The organism is Bacillus sp. FSL R5-0593 (assembly GCF_038603755.1).
GTDB classification, from domain to species: domain Bacteria; phylum Bacillota; class Bacilli; order Bacillales; family Bacillaceae; genus Bacillus; species Bacillus velezensis.
Genome location: NZ_CP152011.1, coordinates 3254919 through 3278047, shown reverse-complemented (window position 1 = coordinate 3278047; position 23129 = coordinate 3254919). Strand labels below are relative to the sequence as shown.

General features: G+C 49.9%; 12 protein-coding genes. 9 read left to right on the top strand and 3 right to left on the bottom strand.

The window, feature by feature from the left end:
- Positions 1–5 precede the first annotated feature (5 nt).
- Genes NYE36_RS16245 through NYE36_RS16230 form a run of 4 tightly spaced genes read left to right on the top strand, consistent with a single transcriptional unit; the run spans position 6 to position 9951 of the window.
- Positions 6–1631 (top strand): (2,3-dihydroxybenzoyl)adenylate synthase, encoded by a 1626-nt coding sequence (locus NYE36_RS16245; protein WP_113766684.1) that lies wholly within the window; start codon positions 6–8, stop codon positions 1629–1631.
- 17 nt (positions 1632–1648) lie between these two features.
- Entirely contained in the window at positions 1649–2575 is a 927-nt protein-coding gene (locus NYE36_RS16240; RefSeq protein ID WP_032867164.1) for an isochorismatase, read from the top strand.
- 14 nt (positions 2576–2589) lie between these two features.
- Positions 2590–9717: an amino acid adenylation domain-containing protein gene (locus NYE36_RS16235; RefSeq protein WP_342496862.1), complete on the top strand. Its 7128-nt coding sequence runs from the start codon at positions 2590–2592 to the stop codon at positions 9715–9717.
- 18 nt (positions 9718–9735) lie between these two features.
- Complete coding sequence (locus NYE36_RS16230; RefSeq protein WP_007408694.1) at positions 9736–9951, top strand: MbtH family protein; 216 nt, start codon at positions 9736–9738, stop codon at positions 9949–9951.
- Between the two features lie 44 nt (positions 9952–9995).
- Here the strand turns inward: NYE36_RS16230 and NYE36_RS16225 are convergent, their stop codons facing one another.
- From NYE36_RS16225 to NYE36_RS16215, 3 genes are all read right to left on the bottom strand, one after another.
- A complete protein-coding gene (locus NYE36_RS16225; protein ID WP_113766682.1) occupies positions 9996–10673 on the bottom strand; it encodes a YukJ family protein in 678 nt (225 codons plus the stop codon).
- Between the two features lie 117 nt (positions 10674–10790).
- Positions 10791–11921, bottom strand: coding sequence for an alanine dehydrogenase (gene ald, locus NYE36_RS16220; RefSeq protein WP_003152011.1), 1131 nt, complete (start codon positions 11919–11921; stop codon positions 10791–10793).
- Between the two features lie 103 nt (positions 11922–12024).
- On the bottom strand, positions 12025–13254 hold the full coding sequence (locus NYE36_RS16215) for a PucR family transcriptional regulator (RefSeq protein WP_007408691.1): 1230 nt from the start codon (positions 13252–13254) through the stop codon (positions 12025–12027).
- Positions 13255–13569: 315 nt separating this feature from the next.
- Here NYE36_RS16215 and NYE36_RS16210 point away from each other — a divergent pair, with 315 nt between their 5' ends.
- From NYE36_RS16210 to esaA, 5 genes are all read left to right on the top strand, one after another.
- Positions 13570–13863, top strand: a complete 294-nt coding sequence (locus tag NYE36_RS16210) for a WXG100 family type VII secretion target (protein ID WP_015418116.1) — start codon at positions 13570–13572, stop codon at positions 13861–13863.
- Positions 13864–13938: 75 nt separating this feature from the next.
- The gene (locus NYE36_RS16205; protein ID WP_007408690.1) at positions 13939–14178 is read left to right on the top strand and encodes an EsaB/YukD family protein; all 240 of its coding nucleotides are present in this window, start codon (positions 13939–13941) and stop codon (positions 14176–14178) included.
- 14 nt (positions 14179–14192) lie between these two features.
- Positions 14193–15479, top strand: coding sequence for a type VII secretion protein EssB (gene essB, locus NYE36_RS16200; protein WP_061861493.1), 1287 nt, complete (start codon positions 14193–14195; stop codon positions 15477–15479).
- 54 nt (positions 15480–15533) lie between these two features.
- Positions 15534–20009, top strand: a complete 4476-nt coding sequence (essC, locus tag NYE36_RS16195; RefSeq protein ID WP_094032813.1) for a type VII secretion protein EssC — start codon at positions 15534–15536, stop codon at positions 20007–20009.
- Positions 20006–23122, top strand: coding sequence for a type VII secretion protein EsaA (gene esaA / locus NYE36_RS16190; protein ID WP_199022127.1), 3117 nt, complete (start codon positions 20006–20008; stop codon positions 23120–23122). Before essC ends, esaA begins: the two co-directional genes overlap by 4 nt.
- The last annotated feature ends 7 nt before the right edge of the window (positions 23123–23129 follow it).

Below are 23129 nucleotides of genomic sequence, written 5' to 3'. Positions count from 1 at the left end.
GGATCGTGCTGACTGGATTTACGCCATGGCCGGAAGAATGGGCTGACAAATACCGGAAAGACGGCTGCTGGAAGGGTGAGACGTTCGGAGGAATGCTGAAAGAGCGTGCGGCTTTATACGGAAATCAAACTGCCGTGACGTGTAAAGATGTACATTGGACCTACAAAGAATTAGATGAAAGGGCAGATCGTTTAGCGGCGGGGCTGCATAAGCTTGGAATTCAAAAGGAAGACCGCGTTGTCGTTCAGCTGCCGAATATCGCTGAGTTTTTTGAAGTGATTTTCGCGCTGTTCCGGCTGGGAGCGCTGCCCGTTTTCGCGCTGCCTTCTCATAGAAGCAGTGAGATTACGTATTTCTGCGAGTTTGCAGAGGCGAAAGCATACATCATTCCTGATATGCATTCAGGTTTTGATTACAGGGCGCTTGCCAGACAGGTGAAAGGCAAACTTCCGGATTTGGCGCATGTCATTGTTGCCGGCGAAGCTGAAGAGTTTCAGGAACTGAGCAGCCTGCATAGAGAGCCTGTTCAGCTGGAAGAGGTAAGCCCGGCGGAAGTCGCCTTTTTACAGCTTTCAGGAGGCAGTACGGGGCTGTCCAAGCTGATTCCGCGAACACACGACGATTACATATACAGTTTGCGCATCAGTGCGGAAATATGCGGCTTGGATCAACACAGCGTTTATTTGGCCGCTCTGCCGACAGCGCATAATTATCCGCTCAGCTCGCCAGGTGTGCTGGGAACTTTATATGCCGGGGGCCGGGTCGTTCTGTCACCGACGCCGAGTCCGGATGACTGCTTCCCGTTAATTGAAAAAGAACGTGTCACGATTACAGCGCTCGTCCCGCCGCTTGCGATGGTGTGGATGGACGCATCCGGTTCGCGAAGTGATGATTTATCAAGCCTTCAAGTGCTGCAGGTGGGAGGCGCCAAATTCAGCGCTGAGGCGGCCCGCCGCGTGAAGAGCGCTTTCGGATGCACCCTTCAGCAGGTTTTCGGAATGGCGGAAGGATTGGTGAATTATACGAGACTGGATGATCCTGAAGAGATCATTGTCAATACGCAAGGCAGACCGATGTCACCTTTTGATGAGGTAAGGGTTTTAGACGATGACGGGCGGGATGTCGCCCCCGGTGAAGCGGGACATTTGTTTACACGCGGCCCTTACACGATTCGCGGATATTATAAAGCGCCTGAACATAATGAAAGATCATTCACAACCGACGGATTTTATCAGACCGGCGATATCGTCAAACTGACGGCGGACGGCTATATCATCGTCGAAGGACGTGCGAAAGATCAAATCAACCGGGGCGGTGAAAAAATAGCCGCTGAGGAGGTGGAAAATCACCTTCTTGCGCATCCTGCCGTTCATGATGCCGCCATGGTTTCAATGCCGGATGATTTTCTCGGGGAGCGTTCCTGTGTGTTCGTCATCCCGAAAGGAGAAGCGCCGAAACCGGGAGAGCTGAAAGCATTTTTGCGTGAGCGCGGACTGGCGGCATATAAAATCCCCGACCGGATTGAATTTATCGCTTCTTTCCCGAAAACCGGCGTCGGCAAGGTCAGTAAAAAGGATCTTCGCGAAACGATCGCCCAAAAAGTAAAGCCGGCTGAAATCAAACAATCTTAAAAAAGGAAGTGTTTACATTGGCTATACCGTCTATTCCCGCATATGCGCTGCCGACAGCGTCAGATATGCCTGAAAATAAAGTATCGTGGACGCTGAATCCGAAACGCGCGGTGCTTCTGATCCATGACATGCAGAATTATTTCGTCGATGCTTTTGCGAAAGGTGAAGCTCCGATCACGGAGGCGTCTCAGAATATCAAAAAAATAAAAGAGCAATGCAAAGCACTCGGCATTCCGGTGGTGTATACCGCGCAGCCGGGCAGCCAAGACCCGGCGGACCGTGCGCTGCTGACGGATTTTTGGGGGCCGGGGCTAAAAAGCGGGCCTTATGAAGAAAAGGTCATTCCGGAGCTTGCACCGGATGATCAGGACATTGTCCTCACAAAGTGGAGATACAGCGCGTTTAAACGGACGAATCTCCTTGAGATCATGCGTGAAAGCGGCAGAGACCAGCTCATGATTACGGGAATTTATGCACACATCGGCTGCCTCGTCACAGCATGTGAAGCATTTATGGATGATATCCAAAGCTTCTTTATCGGAGACGCCGTTGCTGATTTTTCTTCAGAAAAACATAAGATGGCCATCGAATATGCGTCTCAGCGCTGCGCTTATACAGCTTTGACAAACGAAGTGCTGGAGCTGCTGGGCGGCGCACCGGTTTCTGAAGGAGAAAAGAAGGCTTCCGCCGTATTGACAAAAGACCGGGTGCGAGAACAAATTGCGGCGATTCTTCAAGAATCACCGTCTGATATTCCGGATCATGAAGACCTGCTGGACAGAGGTCTTGACTCCGTCAGAATCATGAGCCTTGTCGAACAATGGCGCCGTGACGGAGCTGAAGTGACGTTTGTGGAACTGGCGGAGAACCCGACGCTGGAAGAGTGGTGGAGACTTCTTTCTTCCCGATCTCAAAAAGTCTTGCCGAACGCAGATTATTTATAAAGGGAGAGAATAGAATGCATGATACACAACAGCTGCCTCTGACAGGCGCACAAGCCGGTATCTGGTTTGCGCAGCAGCTTGATCCTGATAATCCGATTTACAATACAGGCGAGTACGTTGAGATAAACGGCGCGATCGATGTGAACATATTTAAAACCGCTCTCGAACGCGTGCTGACGGAAGCCGCGTCATTACACGCCCGCTTCGAGGAGGGGGCAGACGGGCCGAAGCAGATCATCAATCCTCCATTTGAAGCTGCGATCGATGTCATAGATGTGAGTTCAGAAGTTGATCCGAAGCAGGCCGCACTCAGACTCATGCAGACAGATTTGGCTGAGCCCGTTGATATGGCGGCCGGGCCTTTGTTCAGCGACATTTTATTTCAGGCGGGACCGGAACGCTTTTTCTGGTATCAGCGCATTCACCACATTGCGATAGACGGCTACGGTTTTTCACTGCTGGCACGGCGTACGGCGCAAATGTACACCGCAATACGGGAAGGACGTCCGGATAACGGGCGCTCCTTCGGTTCTTTGGAGGATCTGGTAAAAGAAGAGCAAGAATACCGCGCGTCTGATCAATTCCTGAAAGATCGGGAATTTTGGATGGAGAAATTTGCGGATGAACCTGATGTCGTCAGTTTGGCAGAAAGAGCGCCGCGAACGTCAACACGTTTTCGGAGAAGCACGGCTTATCTTTCTGAAACGGCTTTACAGCATGTAAAAGCGATTCCGAACTGGCATGAAGCCGTCACGGCCGCAGCGGCGGTATATGTCCATCGGATGACAAACGCAGGGGATATCGTGCTCGGTTTACCGATGATGGGGCGGATCGGCTCAATTTCACTGAATATTCCGAGTATGGTCATGAATCTTCTTCCTTTACGGCTTTCACTCCGCCCGGATATGAATTTTCATGAGGCCGTCAGCCAAGTGGCAAAAGAAATCCGAAACATCCGGCGCCATCAGAAATACCGCCATGAAGACATGCGCCGCGACCTTAAATTGCTCGGAGAAAATCGCAGGCTGTTCGGCCCGCAAGTCAATGTGATGCCGTTTGACTACGCGCTTGATTTCGCCGGAGCGCGGGGGACCGTTCATAACTTATCAGCAGGGCCCGTTGATGATTTGTCAATTAACGTTTACGACAGAGCGGACGGAAGCGGAATGCGTGTGGACTTTGATGCGAATCCGGAAGTGTACAGCGCCGAAGATATTGAAAATCATCAAAAACGATTCCTGCTTCTGTTGGAATCCGCTGTGAAAGACCAGACACAAAAAATCGGCACACTCAACCTTCTGCTTGAAACTGAACGTCTCCGCGTACTGGAAAGCTGGAATGACACGCGCAAGGCCGAGAAGCAGAAAAGTCTGCCGGAGCTGTTTTACGAACAGGCCGTAAAAACACCGGACCGGCCGGCAATCATCACCGAAAACGAAGAGCTCAGCTATGCCGAATTGAACAAGCGCGCGAACCAGCTTGCCGGCATGCTAAAGGAAAAGGGGCTCGGACCGGAACAATTTGCCGCTTTGCTGCTTCCGCGGTCACAGGAGTTGGCCGTGAGCATGCTGGCCGTTTTGAAAACGGGAGCCGCATACCTGCCGCTTGATCCTGATTTTCCTTCTGAGCGGATCACATACATGCTCAAAGATGCACAGCCTGCATGCCTGATTACAACGATGGAATTATCCGGCCGCATGCCGGAAGACAGTGATGCAAAAAGGATCATTCTCGATGACCCGGATACGGTAAAAACCGTTGCCGCTCAAAATGCTGACTTTCCCGCTCAGGCGGAATGTTCGCCTTTGCACCCCGCTTATATCATTTATACATCGGGCTCAACGGGCAAACCGAAAGGCGTAGTCGTGACATTAAAAAGCGTAAGCAATTTCCTCTTATCCATGCGGGAAATGTTCCCGCTTGGCGCACAAGACCGCCTGCTTGCCGTTACGACTGCGGCGTTTGATATTTCCGGGCTTGAGCTCTTCCTTCCGCTCATAAGCGGGGCGGGGTGCGTCATCGCACGTAAAGAGACGATTCAGGAACCGCGGGCGCTTGCGCACATGATTCACTCATACGGTATTTCAATCATGCAGGCAACGCCGACATTGTGGCATTCATTAGTCACCAATGAACCGGATTCTCTCCGGGCGCTGCAGGTGCTTGTCGGAGGTGAGGCGCTTCCGAATGCGCTTATGCATGCTCTGCTTGAATCAGGCTGTACGGTGACGAATCTGTACGGGCCGACTGAAACAACAATCTGGTCGGCCGCACAGCCGCTTGCAAAAGGCCATACAGGGGCGCCTCCGATCGGAAAGCCGATTTGGAACACGCGGGTATATGTGCTGGACGCCGCATTGCAGCCCGTCCCGCCGGGAATCGCGGGCGAGCTTTATATAGCGGGGGAGGGGCTTGCCAGAGGTTATTATAACCGTCCTGATTTAACAGCGGAAAGATTCATTGCCGATCCGTACGGGCCCGCGGGCGCGAGGATGTATCGGACGGGAGATCTCGTGCGCTGGCGTGAGGACGGCTCGCTTGATTATATCAGCAGAGTCGATCACCAAATTAAAATCCGCGGGTTCCGGATAGAATTAGGAGAAATTGAGTCAGTGCTGTCGAAATATCCGGGTATTTCGCAGGCCGCCGTCATTGTCCGTGAAGACCAGCCCGGAGATAAGCGGCTGGCGGCTTATGCTGTCGCGGATCAGCCCCTTGATATCGGCGGACTTCGTGAATATATGGGCGAAAGCCTGCCGGATTATATGGTGCCGGGCGCGTTTGTACAGCTGGAAGAATTGCCGCTGACACCGAATAAGAAGCTCGATCGCAGCGCTCTGCCTGCACCTGATTTTTCCGCTGTCCTGTCTGACAGAGGGCCGCGGACGCCGCAGGAAGAAATATTATGCGATCTGTTTGCCGAGGTTCTCGGTCTCGCGCGGGTCGGAATTGATGACGGGTTCTTTGAATTGGGCGGACATTCGCTCTTAGCCGGACGCCTGATGAGCCGGGTCCGGGAGACGATGGGCGCAGAGCTTGGCATCGGCCGTCTGTTTGATACGCCGACCGTTGCCGGGCTCGCCGCACAGCTTGATACTGCAAAGAGTGCGCGGCCTAAGCTCAAGCCGTTTGACCGGCCGGAGCATATCCCGCTGTCATTTGCGCAGCTGCGTCTATGGTTTCTCTACTGTCTTGAAGGGCCAAGCCCGACTTACAACATTCCGGTGATTGTCCGCATGTCAGGCAAGCTTGACCAATCAGCGCTGAAACACGCCTTTTACGATGTTGTCAGCCGTCATGAAAGCCTGCGCACCGTTTTTCCGGAAAATAAGGGATCATCTCATCAGCTCATTTTATCTGCTGAAGAAGCCCGCCCTGTGTTTACAGTGACACGTGCAGACAAAAACGAGCTCCAAGACATGCTTGCCGCTGCGGCACGATATCGGTTTGATCTCGCTAAAGAGCCGGCCGTCCGAGCCGAGCTGTTTGATCTTGGTGACGGCGAGTATACGCTGATGATTCTCCTGCATCACATTGCAGGTGACGGCTGGTCCTTGAATCCGCTCATGCGTGACTTATCCATAGCCTATATCGCCCGGCAAACAGGTGAAAAAGCAGAATGGGCGCCGCTGGCGGTTCAATATGCGGATTATGCGCTTTGGCAGCAGCAGCTTTTAGGCAGCGCTTCTGATTCTGAGAGCTTAATTGCGCGCCAGCTGGATTTCTGGAAGAAAACGCTTGAAAATGTACCGGATCAGCTGGAGCTGCCGTCTGATTTTCCGCGTCCCGCTGAATCAAGCTACAGGGGCGGCGTCATTCCGATCAACATCGGCCAAGAGCTTCATGCCCGTCTTCTCTCACTTGCCAGAAATCAGCGCGTAAGCCTGTTTATGGTGCTTCAATCAGGGCTTTCCGCGTTACTGACCCGGCTCGGTGCAGGGACCGATATTCCGATCGGCAGTCCGATAGCCGGCCGCAGTGATGACGCATTGGGAGACCTTGTGGGTATGTTCATTAATACACTCGTACTGAGAACCGATACCTCTGGCGATCCGAGCTTTTGTGAGCTTCTTGAAAGGGTCAGGGAAATGAATCTCGCAGCATATGAACATCAGGACGTGCCGTTTGAACGTCTCGTGGAAGAATTGAATCCGGTTCGTTCCCGGTCAAGACATCCGCTGTTCCAAGTGATGCTCGCATTCCAAAATACGCCTGACCCTGTACTCAGTCTTCCTGATATGGAAACAAGCCTGCAAATCAGCAGTGTCGGATCGTCCAAATTTGATTTGACGCTGGAATTGGCTGAACAGCGCCATGACGACGGCACGCCTGCCGGTATTGAAGGCCTGCTGGAGTTCAGTACGGACTTATTTAGAAAAGAAACGGCTGAAGCACTTGCCGGACGCCTGCTTCTTCTGCTCGAAGATGCCGCATCACATCCGGAAAAACCGATTGGAAGCTTAACCATTCTTTCTGATGAAGAGCGCCGGAAGCTTTTGCCGGTTAAACGGGCAAAACAGCATATTCAGCCTCGGCAGACACTGCCTGAACTGTTTGAAATACAGGCCGCCGCAAAATCGGATGAAACGGCGGCAGTTTTTGAAGAGAGCGGACTCACTTATAAAGAGCTGAATGAAAGAGCCAATCAGCTCGCGCACATGATGATTGCCCGCGGCGTCGGCCCGGAGCAGTTTGTCGCACTGGCGCTGCCGCGTTCTTTAGATATGATTGTCGGGCTGTTAGCCGTCCTGAAGACGGGGGCAGCGTATCTGCCGCTTGATCCTGATTATCCCGCGGACCGCATTGCTTTTATGTTACATGATGCCAAGCCCGTATTTATGCTTACCAACCGTGAAGGCGCAAGTAAGCTCTCTATCGAAAGCGGCATGCAGGCCTTCATCTTGGATGACCCGCAGAATAAAGAAACACTTGAGCGATATGCCGTCACGAACCCTGCGGACGCTGACCGGATTCGGCCGCTGTCACCGCTTCACCCGGCCTACGTCATTTACACGTCGGGATCAACAGGTGTGCCGAAAGGTGTCATCATTCCGCACAGCAATGTTATCCGGCTGTTTGAGTCGACGCGGCATTGGTATCACTTTCATTCTGATGATGTATGGACGATGTTTCACTCCTACGCTTTCGATTTCTCTGTCTGGGAAATGTGGGGGCCGCTGCTTCACGGCGGACGTCTCGTCGTCGTGCCGCATGACATCAGCAGATCGCCGGAAGCGTTTTTACATCTCCTCGTGAAAGAGCGGGTAACCGTGCTTAACCAAACGCCGTCAGCGTTTTACCAGCTGATGCATGCGGAAAAAGAACATAAAGAGCTGGGGCGTCAGCTCGCACTCAGATATATCATCTTCGGAGGCGAGGCGCTTGAGCTGAGCCGGCTTGAGGATTGGTACAGCCGCCACGCGGACAATCAGCCGGTGCTCGTGAATATGTACGGCATTACGGAAACGACGGTGCACGTCAGTTACCTTGAATTAGACAAAAACATTGCCGAGCTGAGAGCAAACAGCCTCATCGGCTGCGGCATTCCTGATCTGAACGTATATGTGCTTGATGATCGGCTGGAGCCTGTGCCCCCGGGCATCACGGGCGAAATGTATGTGGCCGGAGGAGGCGTGGCACGCGGTTACTTAGGGCGGCAAAGCCTGACCGCCGAACGCTTTGTGGCTGATCCGTACGGCCCGCCGGGAACGAGAATGTACCGGACGGGGGATTTAGCCCGTGTGCGGACGGACGGTTCTCTTGATTATATGGGCAGGGCGGACCACCAGATTAAAATCCGCGGCTTCCGGATTGAATTGGGAGAAATCGAAGCGGTTCTCGTCAAACATCCGGATGTTGAGGATGCCGCCGTAGTCGTCCGTGAAGACCGGCCGGGAGATAAACGGCTGGCCGCCTACCTTGTCCGATCTGCCGGCAGCACCTTGGACACGGGAAACATGCGCCGGTTTGCCGAAGAAAGCCTGCCGGATTACATGGTTCCGTCAGCTTTTGTCCAAATGAATGAACTGCCGCTGACACCGAATGGAAAGCTTGACCGAAAAGCGCTCCCTGCGCCTGACTTCCAAACGGAGGTCACCGGCCGGGGGCCGAGAACGCCGCAGGAAGAAATGCTGTGTGAGCTGTTCGCAGAGGTGCTTCACCTGCCGCGTGTCGGTATTGATGACAGATTCTTTGATTTAGGCGGCCATTCTTTGCTTGCGGTTCATTTAATGAGCCGTATTCGGGAAGCGATGGGAGCCGAGCTGAGTATCGGAACATTATTTGAAGCTCCTACGGTGGCAAGTCTTGCTGAAAGACTTGAGTCAGGAACGGGCGCAAGCGCGCTTGATGTTCTTCTTCCGCTCAGAACGGCAGGAGAAGAAACACCGTTGTTCTGTGTCCATCCGGCCGGCGGTCTCAGCTGGTGTTATGCCGGGCTGATGTCTTCTTTAGAGGCTGATTATCCGATATACGGCTTACAGGCGAGAGGCATCGGAAAAAAAGAATCGCTTCCGCAAAGCCTAGATGACATGGCGGCGGATTATATTGAAAAAATCCGTACCGTGCAGCCGAAAGGGCCGTACCGTCTGCTCGGCTGGTCTCTCGGAGGGAATGTCATTCAGGCCATGGCGACACAATTACAGAGCCGGGGTGAAGAGGTTTCGCTTTTGGTGATGCTTGACGCGTATCCGAATCATTTTCTGCCGATAAAAAATGCGCCTGATGACGAGGAAGCCGTCATCGCGCTGCTCGCCCTGGGAGGGTACGACCCGGACAGCCTCGGGGATCAGCCGCTTGATTTTGACACCGCGCTGACCATTCTCCGCCGTGAGGGAAGCGCATTAGCCAGCCTGGACGAGTCAGTGATGATGAATCTGAAAGATACGTACATTAATTCTGTCGGGCTGTTAGGAACATACAAGCCGAAACCGTTCCACGGAGATGTGCTGTTCTTCAGATCAACGATTATTCCGGAGTGGTTTGACCCAATTGAGCCGGATACTTGGAAACCGTATATTACCGGGAAAATCGAGCGGTATGACTTAGACTGCCGCCATAAAGATATGTGCCAGCCGGGCCCGCTTGCCGACATCGGCGCGATTCTGGCAGAGAAATTAAACGGACGGCGTACAGTCCGGTAAAGAAAGGAAAGAGATGATATGACAAATCCATTTGAACGGGAAGACGGCTCATACCATGTGCTCGTCAATGCTGAAGGCCAGTACTCACTGTGGCCGGCCTATCTGGATGTGCCGGACGGCTGGGAAACCCGCCTCACGAATGAAACCCGCCCCGTTTGTCTCGAATATATTGAAACAAACTGGCGTGATATGAGGCCGGAAAGCCTGAAACAGGCCGAAGCCGCTAAAATGTAATAAGAAAAGCCTGCCGTTATTTCGGCAGGCTTTTTATGCGGACATCAGCCGTTAAGCTGTGTATGATCACAAAATGTATAAGGGTGGCCTTCTTCATTCGTGCACCATGACTGAGACAGAAAAGCCAAAAAGACCGCGGCCCACTGGTCTGCAAACTGGATTAAAATACCGCCGTCGTGCCACGTTCCGTTATCCTTCTTCCAGCGTGTATCAATTGGGTTTCCCTGATTCATATGAATATTATGCATGCCGTTTGTCGGCTTGAACCCGAAAATCTTATCAGCGCCCGGCTCCGGCCCGAATTTAGAGCCGTAAATATAGACGGTGGCTTTTTCTGATTTGGCTTTTTGCATGTACGTCTCAATAAAGTCATTTAAGTCATTATCCGGACCGGTGACTTCATGCGGGAGGGGCACCATGTTCCGGGGATCAAACAATCCGCCGCGGACATAATCCAGCGCCAGCTCACGGCTGGTTTCATCAATTGGGGTATATCCATACGGAATGTTGGGCAGCAGGGTGATCGTGCTTGCGTCAAAATGATCGCGTGCCGCATACAGAACCTCTGATTCTTTTGAACTTGACATGACATTGATCGCACAGCGATAGCGCGTATCAGGCTCGCCTAGCACCTCGACTTGAAAATGCGGAGAATCATCATCTGTTTCCCTTTTCATATCTGACACAGTGCCTTTTAATACACCATAGTGCTGAACAGCCATATGAATCCTCCTTTTTCTTCCGGGATATGAATTGATATTCGAGACAGGGGGCCGTTTTTCCTTTTATGAGAAAGAAAAAAGGACAGCCCGCTGATCAGGCTGTCCTCTTCATATCTATTAAGCTTTTGCAGCCGAACCTTGCATTGCTTTTTCAGCAGGCACGTAGTCATAGCCTAAGTCTTTGGCTACCGCTTCATACGTGACATGTCCGTTAGCCGTATTTAAGCCCGCTTTAAGCGCAGGGCTGTCTGCAATGGCCTGTGCCGCGCCTTTATTGGCGATTTGAAGCGCGTAAGGAACGGTTACATTCGTTAATGCGAGCGTAGACGTACGCGGTACGGCGCCCGGCATATTGGCGACAGCGTAGTGAACGACGCCGTGTTTTTCGTAAGTCGGATTATCGTGGGTTGTAATATGATCAACGGTTTCCACAATGCCGCCCTGATCGATGGCAACATCAACAATGACGGAACCCGGTTTCATTTGTTTAACCATTTCTTCCGTAACGAGAGTCGGCGCTTTGGCTCCCGGGATGAGCACGGCGCAGATCAGAAGATCCGCTTCCGCGACGGAATCTGCAATATTTACAGGGTTTGACATCAATGTTTTAATCTGATGCCCGAAAATATCATCAAGCTGACGCAGGCGGTCTGCGTTCAAATCGATCATTGTCACATCGGCACCGAGTCCGACAGCCATTTTCGCGGCATTTGTTCCGACGCCGCCCCCTCCGATGATCGTGACTTTTCCGCGGGATACACCCGGTACGCCGGCTAATAAAATTCCTTTTCCGCCCTTTGGTTTTTCAAGAAACTGAGCCCCGATCTGCGCGGCCATTCTGCCGGCCACTTCGGACATCGGCGTAAGCAGCGGAAGGGAACGTCCGTCCGTTACCGTTTCGTACGCGATAGCTGTCACGCCTTTTTCTGTAAGCGCTTTAGCTAATTCCGGCTCTGCAGCTAAATGAAGGTAAGTGAATAAGACCAGACCTTGACGGAAATACGCATACTCTTCAGCCAGCGGTTCTTTTACCTTCATGACCATTTCCGCATCCCATACTTGCTTTCTGTCCTCCAGAATTTCCGCCCCTGCTGATACATAATCTTCATTTGTAAAGCCGCTTCCGAGTCCCGCTCCGGATTCCACAAGAACCCGATGGCCGTTTCCGATAAGCTGTGAAACGCCTCCAGGTGTTAAAGCCACTCGATTTTCATTGTTTTTGATTTCCTTTGGAACCCCGATAATCATGTCTGTTTCCCCCAATGTTTGTGTGATGCTTCAAGTGTAGCGCGATTTTTGCGAAAATTCTTTGTTTGAAACAGAAAATAAAAAAACACGGATTTGTGAAATTTCACGAACCCATGCTGCGAAGTTTGATATCAAGGTAAATCGTAAACTTTTCATTCACATTTTTTAAGTCGATTTCTGCGATCTGGCTGATTCTTTTCAGCCTGTAATTCAATGTATTGACATGGATGTTAAGCGCTTTAGCCGCGGTGTTGACGTTGCTGTCGGCATCAATAAAATGTTCGAGCGTTTTTACCATATCGGCTTGGTGCTCCCTGTCATACTGCTCAAGCTTTGAGAGGGAATAGTTCATATAGCCGCTGTGCTTGCGTTTTTCATCCAATACATCCAGGTACTGATAAATGCCGAGTTCCGAAAAGCTGAAAAGGTGTTTGGTTTCTCTCACAAACCGCTCTTTCGCTTTTAATACGGAAAGCGCTTCCTGATAGGAGCGGTAAACATAAGAAATCGATTCGTAAATACCGCCTACCGCAATCGACGCATCCTCAATTTTATATCGTTCCTTCAGCTGTTTTTGAATATGAAGGGCGAAGTGCTTTACATCTTTAAAAGGCTGATCGGTTTTCGGCGCGGCTAATAAAATTAATTCATTTGAATCGACAGTCGCCAGCATGACATGAATCTGCTGTGTCGTTTCCTGCAAATATTGCAGCTGCTGTTCCGTCTTTTCAGTCAGCTCATCATGTAAACGGATGATCATGACGCTGAACACGGACGGCAGCGCCATCCCGAGCTTATGAAACCCTTCGGCCATTTCGGCTTCCTGATAAATATGGCCGGTCAGCATTTTCCAAAAAAACTCCTGGCCCCGCTCTTCGATTTTCGTTTTGCGGATCTGCAGGTGCAAAAGCTTGTTCCGCACCGCTTTGGCTGCCAGCTGAAGTGTCTTCAGATCCTCATCATTAAGCTTTTTTTTGATTTCAAGCGCCCAAATAAATCCGAGAACCTGACTGTTTTTCCAGATGGAAATCGCCACGCGGTTGCTCAGGCCCACCTCGTCAATTTCTTTCACTTTGATCGGCTGGTCCGTTTTTAAAAGGGCCGGAATGGTTCCGTCTTTCCAGAGTTTGTTGATGACTTTTTCCGGCACCCTCCGCCCGATAATCGTCGACGTCCGGGCCGGATCTGTACAATCGCTGTGCGTGCTGTATGCAAGCAGTTTATGATTAACGTCTTCTATTGTAATGGGGCATTGAAGAACTTCACTGATATGATCGGCAACATCTTCAAGCCTGTCGAAACTGTACTTAAATGGATCCTTTGGATTGGTCATCTGTATCCCTACTTTTTCATAGCTTCATATCTTGATCTTACCATCTTGCTTTTCAGACTGAAAGGCATCTTTGCAGGGAAATAGACTAGGACAATAAGATCATTCGATGAAAACGAAAATAATAAGAAAATCATACTACTACATTTACAAAATGTGTAAATGTGACGAAAAATCCAATATATCATAAGACTCATTTTGTAAAATTAAAACAGATTTGTTTGACTGTGCCGAATGGTTGTTTTTATAATAATGACGTTCAAAAAATAAGTGAATTAGCCCATATTTAGGCTGATGACACAGGAGGGTATAAGGAATATGTCTGGATTAATTCGTGTCACACCCGAAGAGCTAAGAGCGATGGCTAAGCAATATGGCGTTGAAAGTCAGGAAGTCATGAATCAGGTTGACCGCCTGAACCGCATGATTTCTGATTTGAAAAGCATGTGGGAAGGTGCTTCAAGTGAAGCATTTGCAGATCAATATGAGCAGCTGAAACCTTCATTTATTAAAATGTCTGAATTGCTTCAAGATGTGAATCATCAGCTCGATCAAACGGCAAATACGCTTGAGTCTACTGACCAAGATATCGCTAACCAAATTCGCGGATAATAAGATGAATGAAGAAACGGAGCGCCTGATTCAATCAAGAAGACGGCGCTCTTTCTATGTAAGGGTGATATGAATATGTATATCGATATTACAATAGATTTAACACATTATAACGGCAGCGTCTTCGATCTCAGATTGTCAGATTACCATTCTGTGAAAAAAGTCATTGATATTGCCCGGCAGGCTCAGCATGTATCCGTTCCGCCGCGTGAAGGCTATTGGATCAGAGTGGTCAATAAAGAAGCGGTTTTTTCCGGAGAACAAAAGCTATCTGACTGCGGCATTACGAACGGAGACCGCCTTGAAATTTTATGAAAGGACATGGTGGAATGACAGGTCATAACAGATCTTATTTAGAAACAGAATTAGATGCCGTCCGGGAAGAAACCGAATCAGGCTTCACGTTCACCTTCCAGCGGGAAAAAATCAAGCTTCTCGACGGGCTGGAAGCAAACGTGATTAAAGATGCCGATCCTTTTTTTCAAAAAGAGGTCTCAGTTTCAGAAGACGAAGTAACCATCACAATCAAACCTCCTTCTTCTTATCAGGCTTTCCGCTATATAAAAGGAAAAGATAAAAAAAGCAGGTGGCAATTTGCCTACCGTCTCGTCCAAGCCGTGAAACAGCATAAGCTGAAACGTCTCAATCTGATTGCCGCCCCTGAAAATATCGTGTTTGATAAAGCGCTGACGCCTTACTTTCTTCATTACGGCGTAAAGGAGAGCCTTCCGCCTTATGAGGAAGATAGAGAAAGGGTGTTAAAAGAGCTCAAAGCCTGTGCGGCGCTTGCAGCTGACGGGGCGTACACCTTCGATGAATATTTGAAGTACAAGGAGACGCTTCACTTCTCTCCTGAGGTGAAAAGCGTGCTAGAGGCGGAGACGATTGAAGAACTGGAAGAAACCATTCAAACCGCAATTGATTCCCTCGAAGAAAGGGACAAGACATACATAAAACTGCCGAAAAAGAAATGGAAAATCCAAAGATACGCCGGTCTGGCGCTTGCCGTCCTCCTTGTGCCGGCACTTCTTTACTCCTTATACGTTCTGTTTTTCGCCCAGCCGAAGCAAGAGGCAATTACGGAAAGCAACCGCTATTTTTTAAATCAGCAGTACAGCAAAGTCATTGACACACTCGCCAAATACGATGCGGAAAGCCTCCCGGAATCTGTGCAGTACGAGCTTGCTTCCTCTTATGTGGCAGTTGAAAATCTGAGGGAAGAGCAGCGGAAAAACATCGGGAATCTGGTCACGCTGCAATCAGACCCGAAGCATTTCCTTTATTGGATTGATATCGGCAGAGGGGAAAATGAAGAAGCCATCAAAATCGGCCGCAATCTTGAGTACAACCCGTACATCTGGCTCGGACTTACAAAATATAAACAGCAATTATTAGCGGATGACAGTATGAAAGACGACGAAAAGCAGAAAGAACTGGACGCCGTGGAAAGCGAGCTTGCGAAGGCGAAAAAAGAGGCGGAGGAGCAGCATAAAGAAGCGGAGGAAAACGGTGACACCGCCGAAGCTTCCGCCGGACAGGATGAAAGCAAACAAGACAAAGCGAAAGATAACAAAGAGAACGACAAGAAAGATGAGAAAAAAGATGAAAAAAAATAACAGCACACATCAAATGGCCGCAGGTAACGATCAGGCTGTCAGGAGGTTCGCCATATGAGTCTGTTATGGGTCTTTTACCGAGAGCACGTACAAAAGATTCAGCTGTCTGAACTCCCGCCGTCTCAGCCGATTACGATCGGTCCGGATATGAAAGATACAATCACGGTCGGCACACTTCCGTTACGGCAAAACGCCGCAACCCTTTATCGAAAAGAAACAGATCGTTATGATGTTTTCCTGGGAAATAACTGTGCCGGCGAATTGACAATAGGAAATGAAATGCCCTGTCGGATTGAAGAAGAGACGATGCGGCTTCTGCTCACCCCTGACAAAGAAGAATCCTCCGTTTATTTTATCGGCGGGAAGGATGAGATCGTTTTCTCATCAGAAACAGAGGAAGCGGATATATACAAAGAGCCGTCCTCCGCTCAAACAGGGGCTTTTTATCTGCGAAAGTCGGGAGGATGCTGGTCTGTCGTCCCTGATGGCCAGGACGTTTATGTGAACGGAAAACTTGCAGAAGCTCCCGAAAGGCTCCGCACGGGAGATGAGCTGCTGTGGAATTTTCTGCGTGTGAGGCTGACGGAGGACGACCTTTTAGAAGTCGTTCATCACGAAAAGCTTCAAACCGGTTTAACCAAAACGGTAAAACCAAGCACCGAAATGAAAAAGAAATACCCGCAATATCGAAGAACGCCGCGTATGGTCTACGATCTTCCCGAAGACCGCGTTTCATTCAGCTTTCCCTCGCAGGAAAGCGAACAGAATAACCGGGGGCTGTGGCTCGTCATTCTGCCTCCTTTGGTCATGCTGATTGTAATGGGGGTTGTCGCCATTATACAGCCGAGGGGCATATTCATCCTTGTCTCTTTGGCGATGTTTATGATGACTCTCATTACCTCCACCGTGCAGTATTTCCGTGAAAAAAACCAGCGGAAAAAACGGGAGGAAAAACGGGAGCGTGTGTACAAGCAGTATTTAGAAAGCAAGCGGAAAGAGCTTCAGACGCTGTCGGAAAAACAGCTGCAAGTGCTGACGCATCATTTTCCCCCGTTTGAAAAAATGAAATATTTAACTTCTGAAATCAGCGGCCGCATTTGGGAGAAATCGCTGGATAGCAGGGATTTTCTGATGCTTCGGCTCGGAACGGGCACGGTCCCGGCAAGCTACGAGATTTCAATGAGCGGCGGAGACCTGGCGAACCGTGATGTGGATGACTTGATGGAGCAGTCGCAGCACATGCAGCGTGTGTATAAAGATATCCGCCATGCGCCCGTGACCGTTGATTTACAAGAAGGGCCGATGGGGCTTGTCGGGAAACCCCAGATCGTCAAAAATGAAATTCATCAGCTGATCGGCCAGCTCGCGTTCTTCAACAGCTACCATGACCTGCGATTTGTCTTTATCTTTCATGAGGACGAATATAAGGAATGGGAATGGATGAAGTGGCTGCCGCAATTTCAGCTGCCTCATATGTATGCGAAAGGATTTATTTACAATGAACAGACCCGCGATCAATTGTTATCGTCCATTTACGAGCTGCTGCGTGAGCGGGATTTGGAAGAAGATAAAGAAAAGAAGATCTTCCAGCCGCATTTTGTCTTTGTCATCACAAATCAGCAGCTGATCGCAGAGCACGTCATTTTAGAATACATCGAAGGCCGGCATGAGCATCTCGGCATCTCGGCAATCATCGCCGCGGAAACGAAGGAAAGCCTGGCGGAAAACATTCATACCCTCGTCCGCTACATTAATGAAGATGAGGGAGACATTCTCATTCAGCAGAAAAAAGCGGTGCAGATCCCGTTTAAGCTGGACAGGCATGAACGGACAAACAACGAGCGGTTTTCCCGGACGCTTCGGACATTGCACCATCAGGTCGGAATGACGAATTCCATTCCTGAAACGGTCTCATTTCTGGAGCTGTTCCATGCGAAGGAAGTAAAAGAAATCGGCATCAGGCAGAAGTGGGAGACAAGTGAGTCTGCAAAATCGCTGGCTGTTCCAATCGGCTATAAAGGAAAAGACGACATCGTCTATTTAAACCTGCATGAAAAAGCGCACGGGCCGCACGGATTGCTGGCGGGAACGACCGGCTCCGGGAAAAGTGAATTTCTGCAAACGTACATCCTGTCATTGGCCGTTCATTTCCACCCGCATGAAGCGGCGTTTTTGCTGATTGACTATAAGGGCGGAGGAATGGCCCAGCCGTTCCGCAAGATGCCGCACCTTCTCGGAACCATCACGAATATTGAAGGAAGCAGAAACTTCAGTATCAGGGCGCTTGCATCCATTAAGAGCGAGCTGAAAAAACGGCAGCGTCTGTTTGATCAATATCGCGTCAATCACATCAATGACTATACAAAGCTGTATAAACAGGGAGAAACGGAGATTCCGATGCCGCACCTGTTTTTGATTTCAGATGAATTCGCCGAGCTGAAAAGCGAAGAGCCTGACTTTATCAGGGAGCTTGTCAGCGCGGCCCGCATCGGACGGAGCCTTGGTGTGCATTTAATTCTCGCCACGCAAAAGCCGGGCGGCATCATTGACGACCAAATATGGAGCAACTCACGCTTTAAGGTCGCGCTGAAAGTGCAGGATGCAAGTGACAGTAAAGAAATCCTGAAAAACAGTGATGCGGCGAATATTACGGTCACCGGACGCGGCTACTTGCAAGTCGGAAATAACGAAGTGTATGAGCAGTTCCAGTCTGCCTGGAGCGGCGCCCCTTACATGGAAGATGTATACGGCACCGAGGATGACATTGCCATCGTTACCGACACAGGCTTAATTCCGCTGTCTGAGGTGGATGCGGATGATGCGGCGAAAAAAGATGCCCCGGCAGAAATAGAGGCCGTAGTCGAAGAAATCGAGCGGATTCAAAATGAAATGGGCATTGAAAAGCTGCCGAGCCCGTGGCTTCCGCCGCTTGCCGAACGTATCCCGCGCACGCTTTACCCTGCGCAGGAAAAAGACCGGTTCTTCATCGCCTGCGTTGATGAGCCTGATCAGCAAAGACAGGCGCCTCTCGCTTATACGATGATGGATGACGGCAACATCGGCATTTTCGGCTCATCCGGCTACGGCAAGTCAGTGGCTGCCATCACCTTCCTGATGAACTTCGCGGAAGGATACACGCCGGAAGAGCTTCATATGTACATCTTTGATTTCGGAAACGGCACGCTTCTGCCATTGGCAAAGCTTCCGCACACCGCAGACTATTTCTTAATGGATCAAATGAGAAAGATCGAAAAATTCATGATCCGCATCAAGGAAGAAATCGAGCGGCGGAAACGGCTGTTCAGAGAAAAAGAAGTCAGCCATATCAAAATGTACAATTCGCTCAGTGAAGAAGAGCTGCCGTTTATATTTATCACAATTGACAATTTCGACATCGTAAAAGATGAAATGCATGAATTAGAAACGGAATTTATCCAGATTTCACGCGACGGGCAAAGTTTAGGCATTTACTTCCTGCTGACCGCAACGAGGGTAAACGCCGTCCGCCAGTCGCTGTTAAACAACATAAAAACGAAAGTCGTCCATTATTTAATGGATCAGTCAGAAGGATACTCCATTTACGGGCGTCCGCCGTTCAGTCTCGAACCGATCCCGGGCCGCGTGATGATCCAAAAAGAAGAACTGTATTTCGCGCAAATGTTTCTTCCGGCTGAAGCGGAAAATGACCTCGAGATGTTCCAGGAGCTGAAAGCCGATGTCAAAGCATTAGCTGAGCGCCACGCAGGAACAGCCGGCCCAGACCCGATTCCGATGCTTCCGGATAGGCTGACGGCCGGCGAATTTTCACTCCGTCTCGGCCCGGATCAAGAGCCGTTCCGCATTCCTGTCGGGCTTCATGAGGAAAAGGTCAGCCCTGTGTACTTTGATCTGGGCAAAAATAAGCATTGCCTTATCTTAGGCCAGACACAGCGGGGAAAAACAAATATCCTGAAAGTCATGCTGAATCACCTGCTGCGTGAAGGTACGGAACAGGTCGGGCTGTTTGACTCGATTGACCGCGGACTGTCGCAGTATGCGCAGGAAACAAAAGTCAGCTATCTGGACACAAAAGAAGACGTCCGGCAGTGGATCGAAACGGCAGAAGCTATTTTCACGGAGCGCGAAGCTCAGTATGCGCAGGCCGTCAAAAATGGCGATGTCCACAAACTCAGTTTCTCTCCGGTCGTGTTAATGGCCGACGGCATTACAAGATTCCAGCAGACGATCGACACCGCCATTCAGGACAAGCTGGCGATGTTTATGAAATCTTACGCGCATGTGGGCTTCAGTTTTATCCCAGCGGGCAATCACAGCGAATTCTCAAAAGGCTATGATTCCTTAACGACGGAAATGAAACAGATCCGCCACGCGATGCTGCTTGTGAAAAAATCCGAACAAAATGTCATTCCGCTGCCTTACCAAAGGCAGGAACCGGACATTCAGCCGGGCTTCGGCTATTTGGTTGAAAACGGGAAGGAGCAAAAAATCCAAATACCTTTATGTTCAGCGGAAAGGGAGGCCGTCAGATGACTGAACAACGAAAAAGCCTGATCAAATTAATAGCCGCGGTCGTCATCATTCTGCTGCTGCCGGTGCTGTTTTTCCGGTTTATCGGCGATGACCCGGGAAAACAAAAAATCAACGCCACCCGCCAAATCGCAGTCGTGAATGAAGACATGGGCTTACAAACAGATGAAAATGAGGAAGAGGAATCCGTCCATTTCGGCAAAGAAGTAGCGGCCGCTCTCGGCGGCCGTCCGGATTATTCATGGACGGTTGTCAACAGGAGCGCGGCTGAAAACGGTCTGGCGGCTAAGAAGTATGACGCCGTCGTTTACATTCCATCCGATTTTTCAAAAGATATCTTAAGCTATGACAAGGAGCGTCCGCAAAAAGCCACGCTGACATTCAATATTCAAAGCAACCTGAACGCCGTCAACAAAGAAAAGGTGCAGCGTGAGCTAGAAGACGCCCAAAAATCAATGAATAAAAAAATGTCGGCATTATATTGGAATTTCGTCTCGCAAAAAGTGAACAATGTCCGAGGCGATTTTGACAAGATCGTCAATAAAGAATCAGAGTTTCAAAACGTCATGTACAACTTTTACAAGCCGAGCTCCAATGACTTGGCAGGTGAAATCAAGCGGCAAAAAGACCTGATTGACGAACTGAAAAAATCAATGAATGAAGCGCAGGGCGCGGCAAAAGAAAAATTGACTTCGGCAGATGAAGCCAAAACCACGCTTAAAGACTTTGCCGACACGGTCGAGCGCTATAAACAATATCAAGAAAATCAGAAAAAATTGCTGATGGCCGCGCAGGAACAAAACCAAAAGCAAATCACAACCGGACTGAATGCCATTAAAGCACAGCAGGCCGCCAACCAGTTCAGCACGATGATGAGCGGACTGTCCTCCGGCATAAACCGGGCGCAGACACAGCTTGACCAGACGGGATCGGCTCTTTCTGCCGCCCAACAGGTGAGAGAAGCGCAGGTTCCTGATCAGGAACACGGGATGGCGAATATTCAATCCAATTTACTGGACAATTATTTGACTCAATATAAAGCTCAAGCAAGATTTGAAACATTGAACAGCATTCAAACCCTTATGAAAAGGGATCGGCCGGCATTAACCGTTCCGGAAAAGGACCCGGGTGATGACGGCTCGGATGAACCGAAAGAAGAAGAAAAACCGGAAGAAGAAAAACCCGGCGATCTGAAGATGGACCTTGACGATCAGCGTGACGAATTAAAACGCATCTCCGCTGAAATCAATGACATTTCTGACGGATTAAAAGAACCGGAAAAAGAAAAACCGGAACCGGAAAACCCGGGCCAAGGCGATGACGGTGAAAACTCCGGCGATACCGATCCGGATAACGGAACGAATCCCGGAGAAGACGGAAAAACGGAAGACGGCACAAAAGAAGAGCAGCCTGCTTCCCATAACACAGGCGATCAGGAGCCAAAAAACGTCCAGACCGCCACTGCCGCTAAAAACGTCACTCCGCCTGCTGATGAGCCGGCGGACGACCCGAACGATTCTGAAGGGGACGGCGGCACGGACATATCTGAGGCGAAAGAAAGGCTGAACCAAGCCGCAGAACGCATTCAGCAAATTGAAAAAGAGCTGGAAGAGAAACAGCAGACTCATAATGAAGAACTGAAAAAACGTCTCGATGCTCTTGATGAAGAAATCCAAGGCCTTCAAGACCAGATTGATGACGTCAAAAAACGTGCAAAGAAAAAGCTAGAGGAATTGAAAGAAACGAGAAAACAAGACTTCAATACCGTTTACAGATTGATTGTAAGAACAGAACAGAACATTTTGAACTACCCGTCATTGGATAGCGGCCGCAAATCTGCTCTTGAACAGATATTTGCCGCTGACATCAATACAAAAGAAATATCCGATTTAATGAGTTACTATAATGATTTATCCCTGTATGAGGCGACACTTTATCACTCTCTTGACGCGGGCTCGCTGCCTGATGTGAAAAACAGGGTGCTGAAAGCCCAGCAAGGCGAAGTTCAAACCGTTCTTGCCATCAAACCGGTGGAAACGGCAAGCTGGGAAAATCTGAAAAACAACAAGATGCAGACAGATGAAGACATCAGCAATTTCATTAAAGGCATGACCGAATTCTCGGATAACTACAGCTCGTATATCAGAGATGAACAAGCCGGAGTGCTCGATGAGCTCGCCAGCATTTCAGACAGCGCGGCGAAAGCATCCGATCAGCTGGCTGAAGGCGCCGTGCAGGAAGCGGCCGCGTTCAGCGGAGACGGATTAACCGGAACGATGGCGCTCGGCGCTCAGGATACCGTCGGCCGCGAAGTCCTGCAAATGTCTGACACGATGGGCCATCTGTCAGAACGCCAGTCCGGCATCATCAGCTATACCGACAATATGCAGCAAAGCGTAAATGACGTCCAGCATAAAGCGGACACCCTGAACAGCAACTGGGGCAAAAACGTCGATTCCACGAAATTGATCAGAAATGACGTGTACGGCATTTTAGGGAACGCGCTCGTTGACGGACAGGAAAACGGCTACGTTTACGATTATCTCGCCAACCCGCTTAAAATCAGCGGAGAGGTGCCGGAAGACCGGGTTCAGAATGTTCCGCCGGTCGTCATTTTGGTGATCGTTCTGATCAGCAGTCTTCTGATCGGCTATTTCAGCTCGTATTATCAGCAGGCGCCGCTTCTTGTCAAAGGCGCGCTCTTTGGGATTTTAAACATTATGGTCGGATTGATGATCAGTCTGTTCGGTCTGAATATCTACTCGCTTCCGGACGATCAGACCATTAAATGGTCAGTCTTTACGATTCTCTTGCTTGCGGCGAGTTCAGCTTTTATCCGGGCAGCCTTTGTCTTTGGCTCAATCACCGGATGGATTGCATCATCCGCGCTCATTCTCTTTTATGTGGCGCCTTTGATCGACCTGATTATGCCGAACTTCACCTTTGACAGTCCGGTTTCGAAAGTCTATATCGATATTCAATACGGAACGGGCCATCTGTTTGCGATGGGGGTAACGGTTCTTGCGATCATTACGCTGATTGCGGCGGCGCTTCCGCTCGTCATTCGGCTGTTTGCGGAAAAAACGGAGGAAAGTGATCAGTCTTATGAGGCGTAACACGTTC

Excerpts from the sequence above, each read along its gene's own strand:
- NYE36_RS16235 (WP_342496862.1), top strand. The coding sequence starts at position 2,590 with ATGCATGATACACAACAGCTGCCTCTGACAGGCGCACAAGCCGGTATC.
- NYE36_RS16230 (WP_007408694.1), top strand. The coding sequence starts at position 9,736 with ATGACAAATCCATTTGAACGGGAAGACGGCTCATACCATGTGCTCGTC.
- NYE36_RS16225 (WP_113766682.1), bottom strand. The coding sequence starts at position 10,673 with ATGGCTGTTCAGCACTATGGTGTATTAAAAGGCACTGTGTCAGATATG.
- ald (WP_003152011.1), bottom strand. The coding sequence starts at position 11,921 with ATGATTATCGGGGTTCCAAAGGAAATCAAAAACAATGAAAATCGAGTG.
- NYE36_RS16215 (WP_007408691.1), bottom strand. The coding sequence starts at position 13,254 with ATGACCAATCCAAAGGATCCATTTAAGTACAGTTTCGACAGGCTTGAA.
- NYE36_RS16210 (WP_015418116.1), top strand. The coding sequence starts at position 13,570 with ATGTCTGGATTAATTCGTGTCACACCCGAAGAGCTAAGAGCGATGGCT.
- NYE36_RS16205 (WP_007408690.1), top strand. The coding sequence starts at position 13,939 with ATGTATATCGATATTACAATAGATTTAACACATTATAACGGCAGCGTC.
- essB (WP_061861493.1), top strand. The coding sequence starts at position 14,193 with ATGACAGGTCATAACAGATCTTATTTAGAAACAGAATTAGATGCCGTC.
- essC (WP_094032813.1), top strand. The coding sequence starts at position 15,534 with ATGAGTCTGTTATGGGTCTTTTACCGAGAGCACGTACAAAAGATTCAG.
- esaA (WP_199022127.1), top strand. The coding sequence starts at position 20,006 with ATGACTGAACAACGAAAAAGCCTGATCAAATTAATAGCCGCGGTCGTC.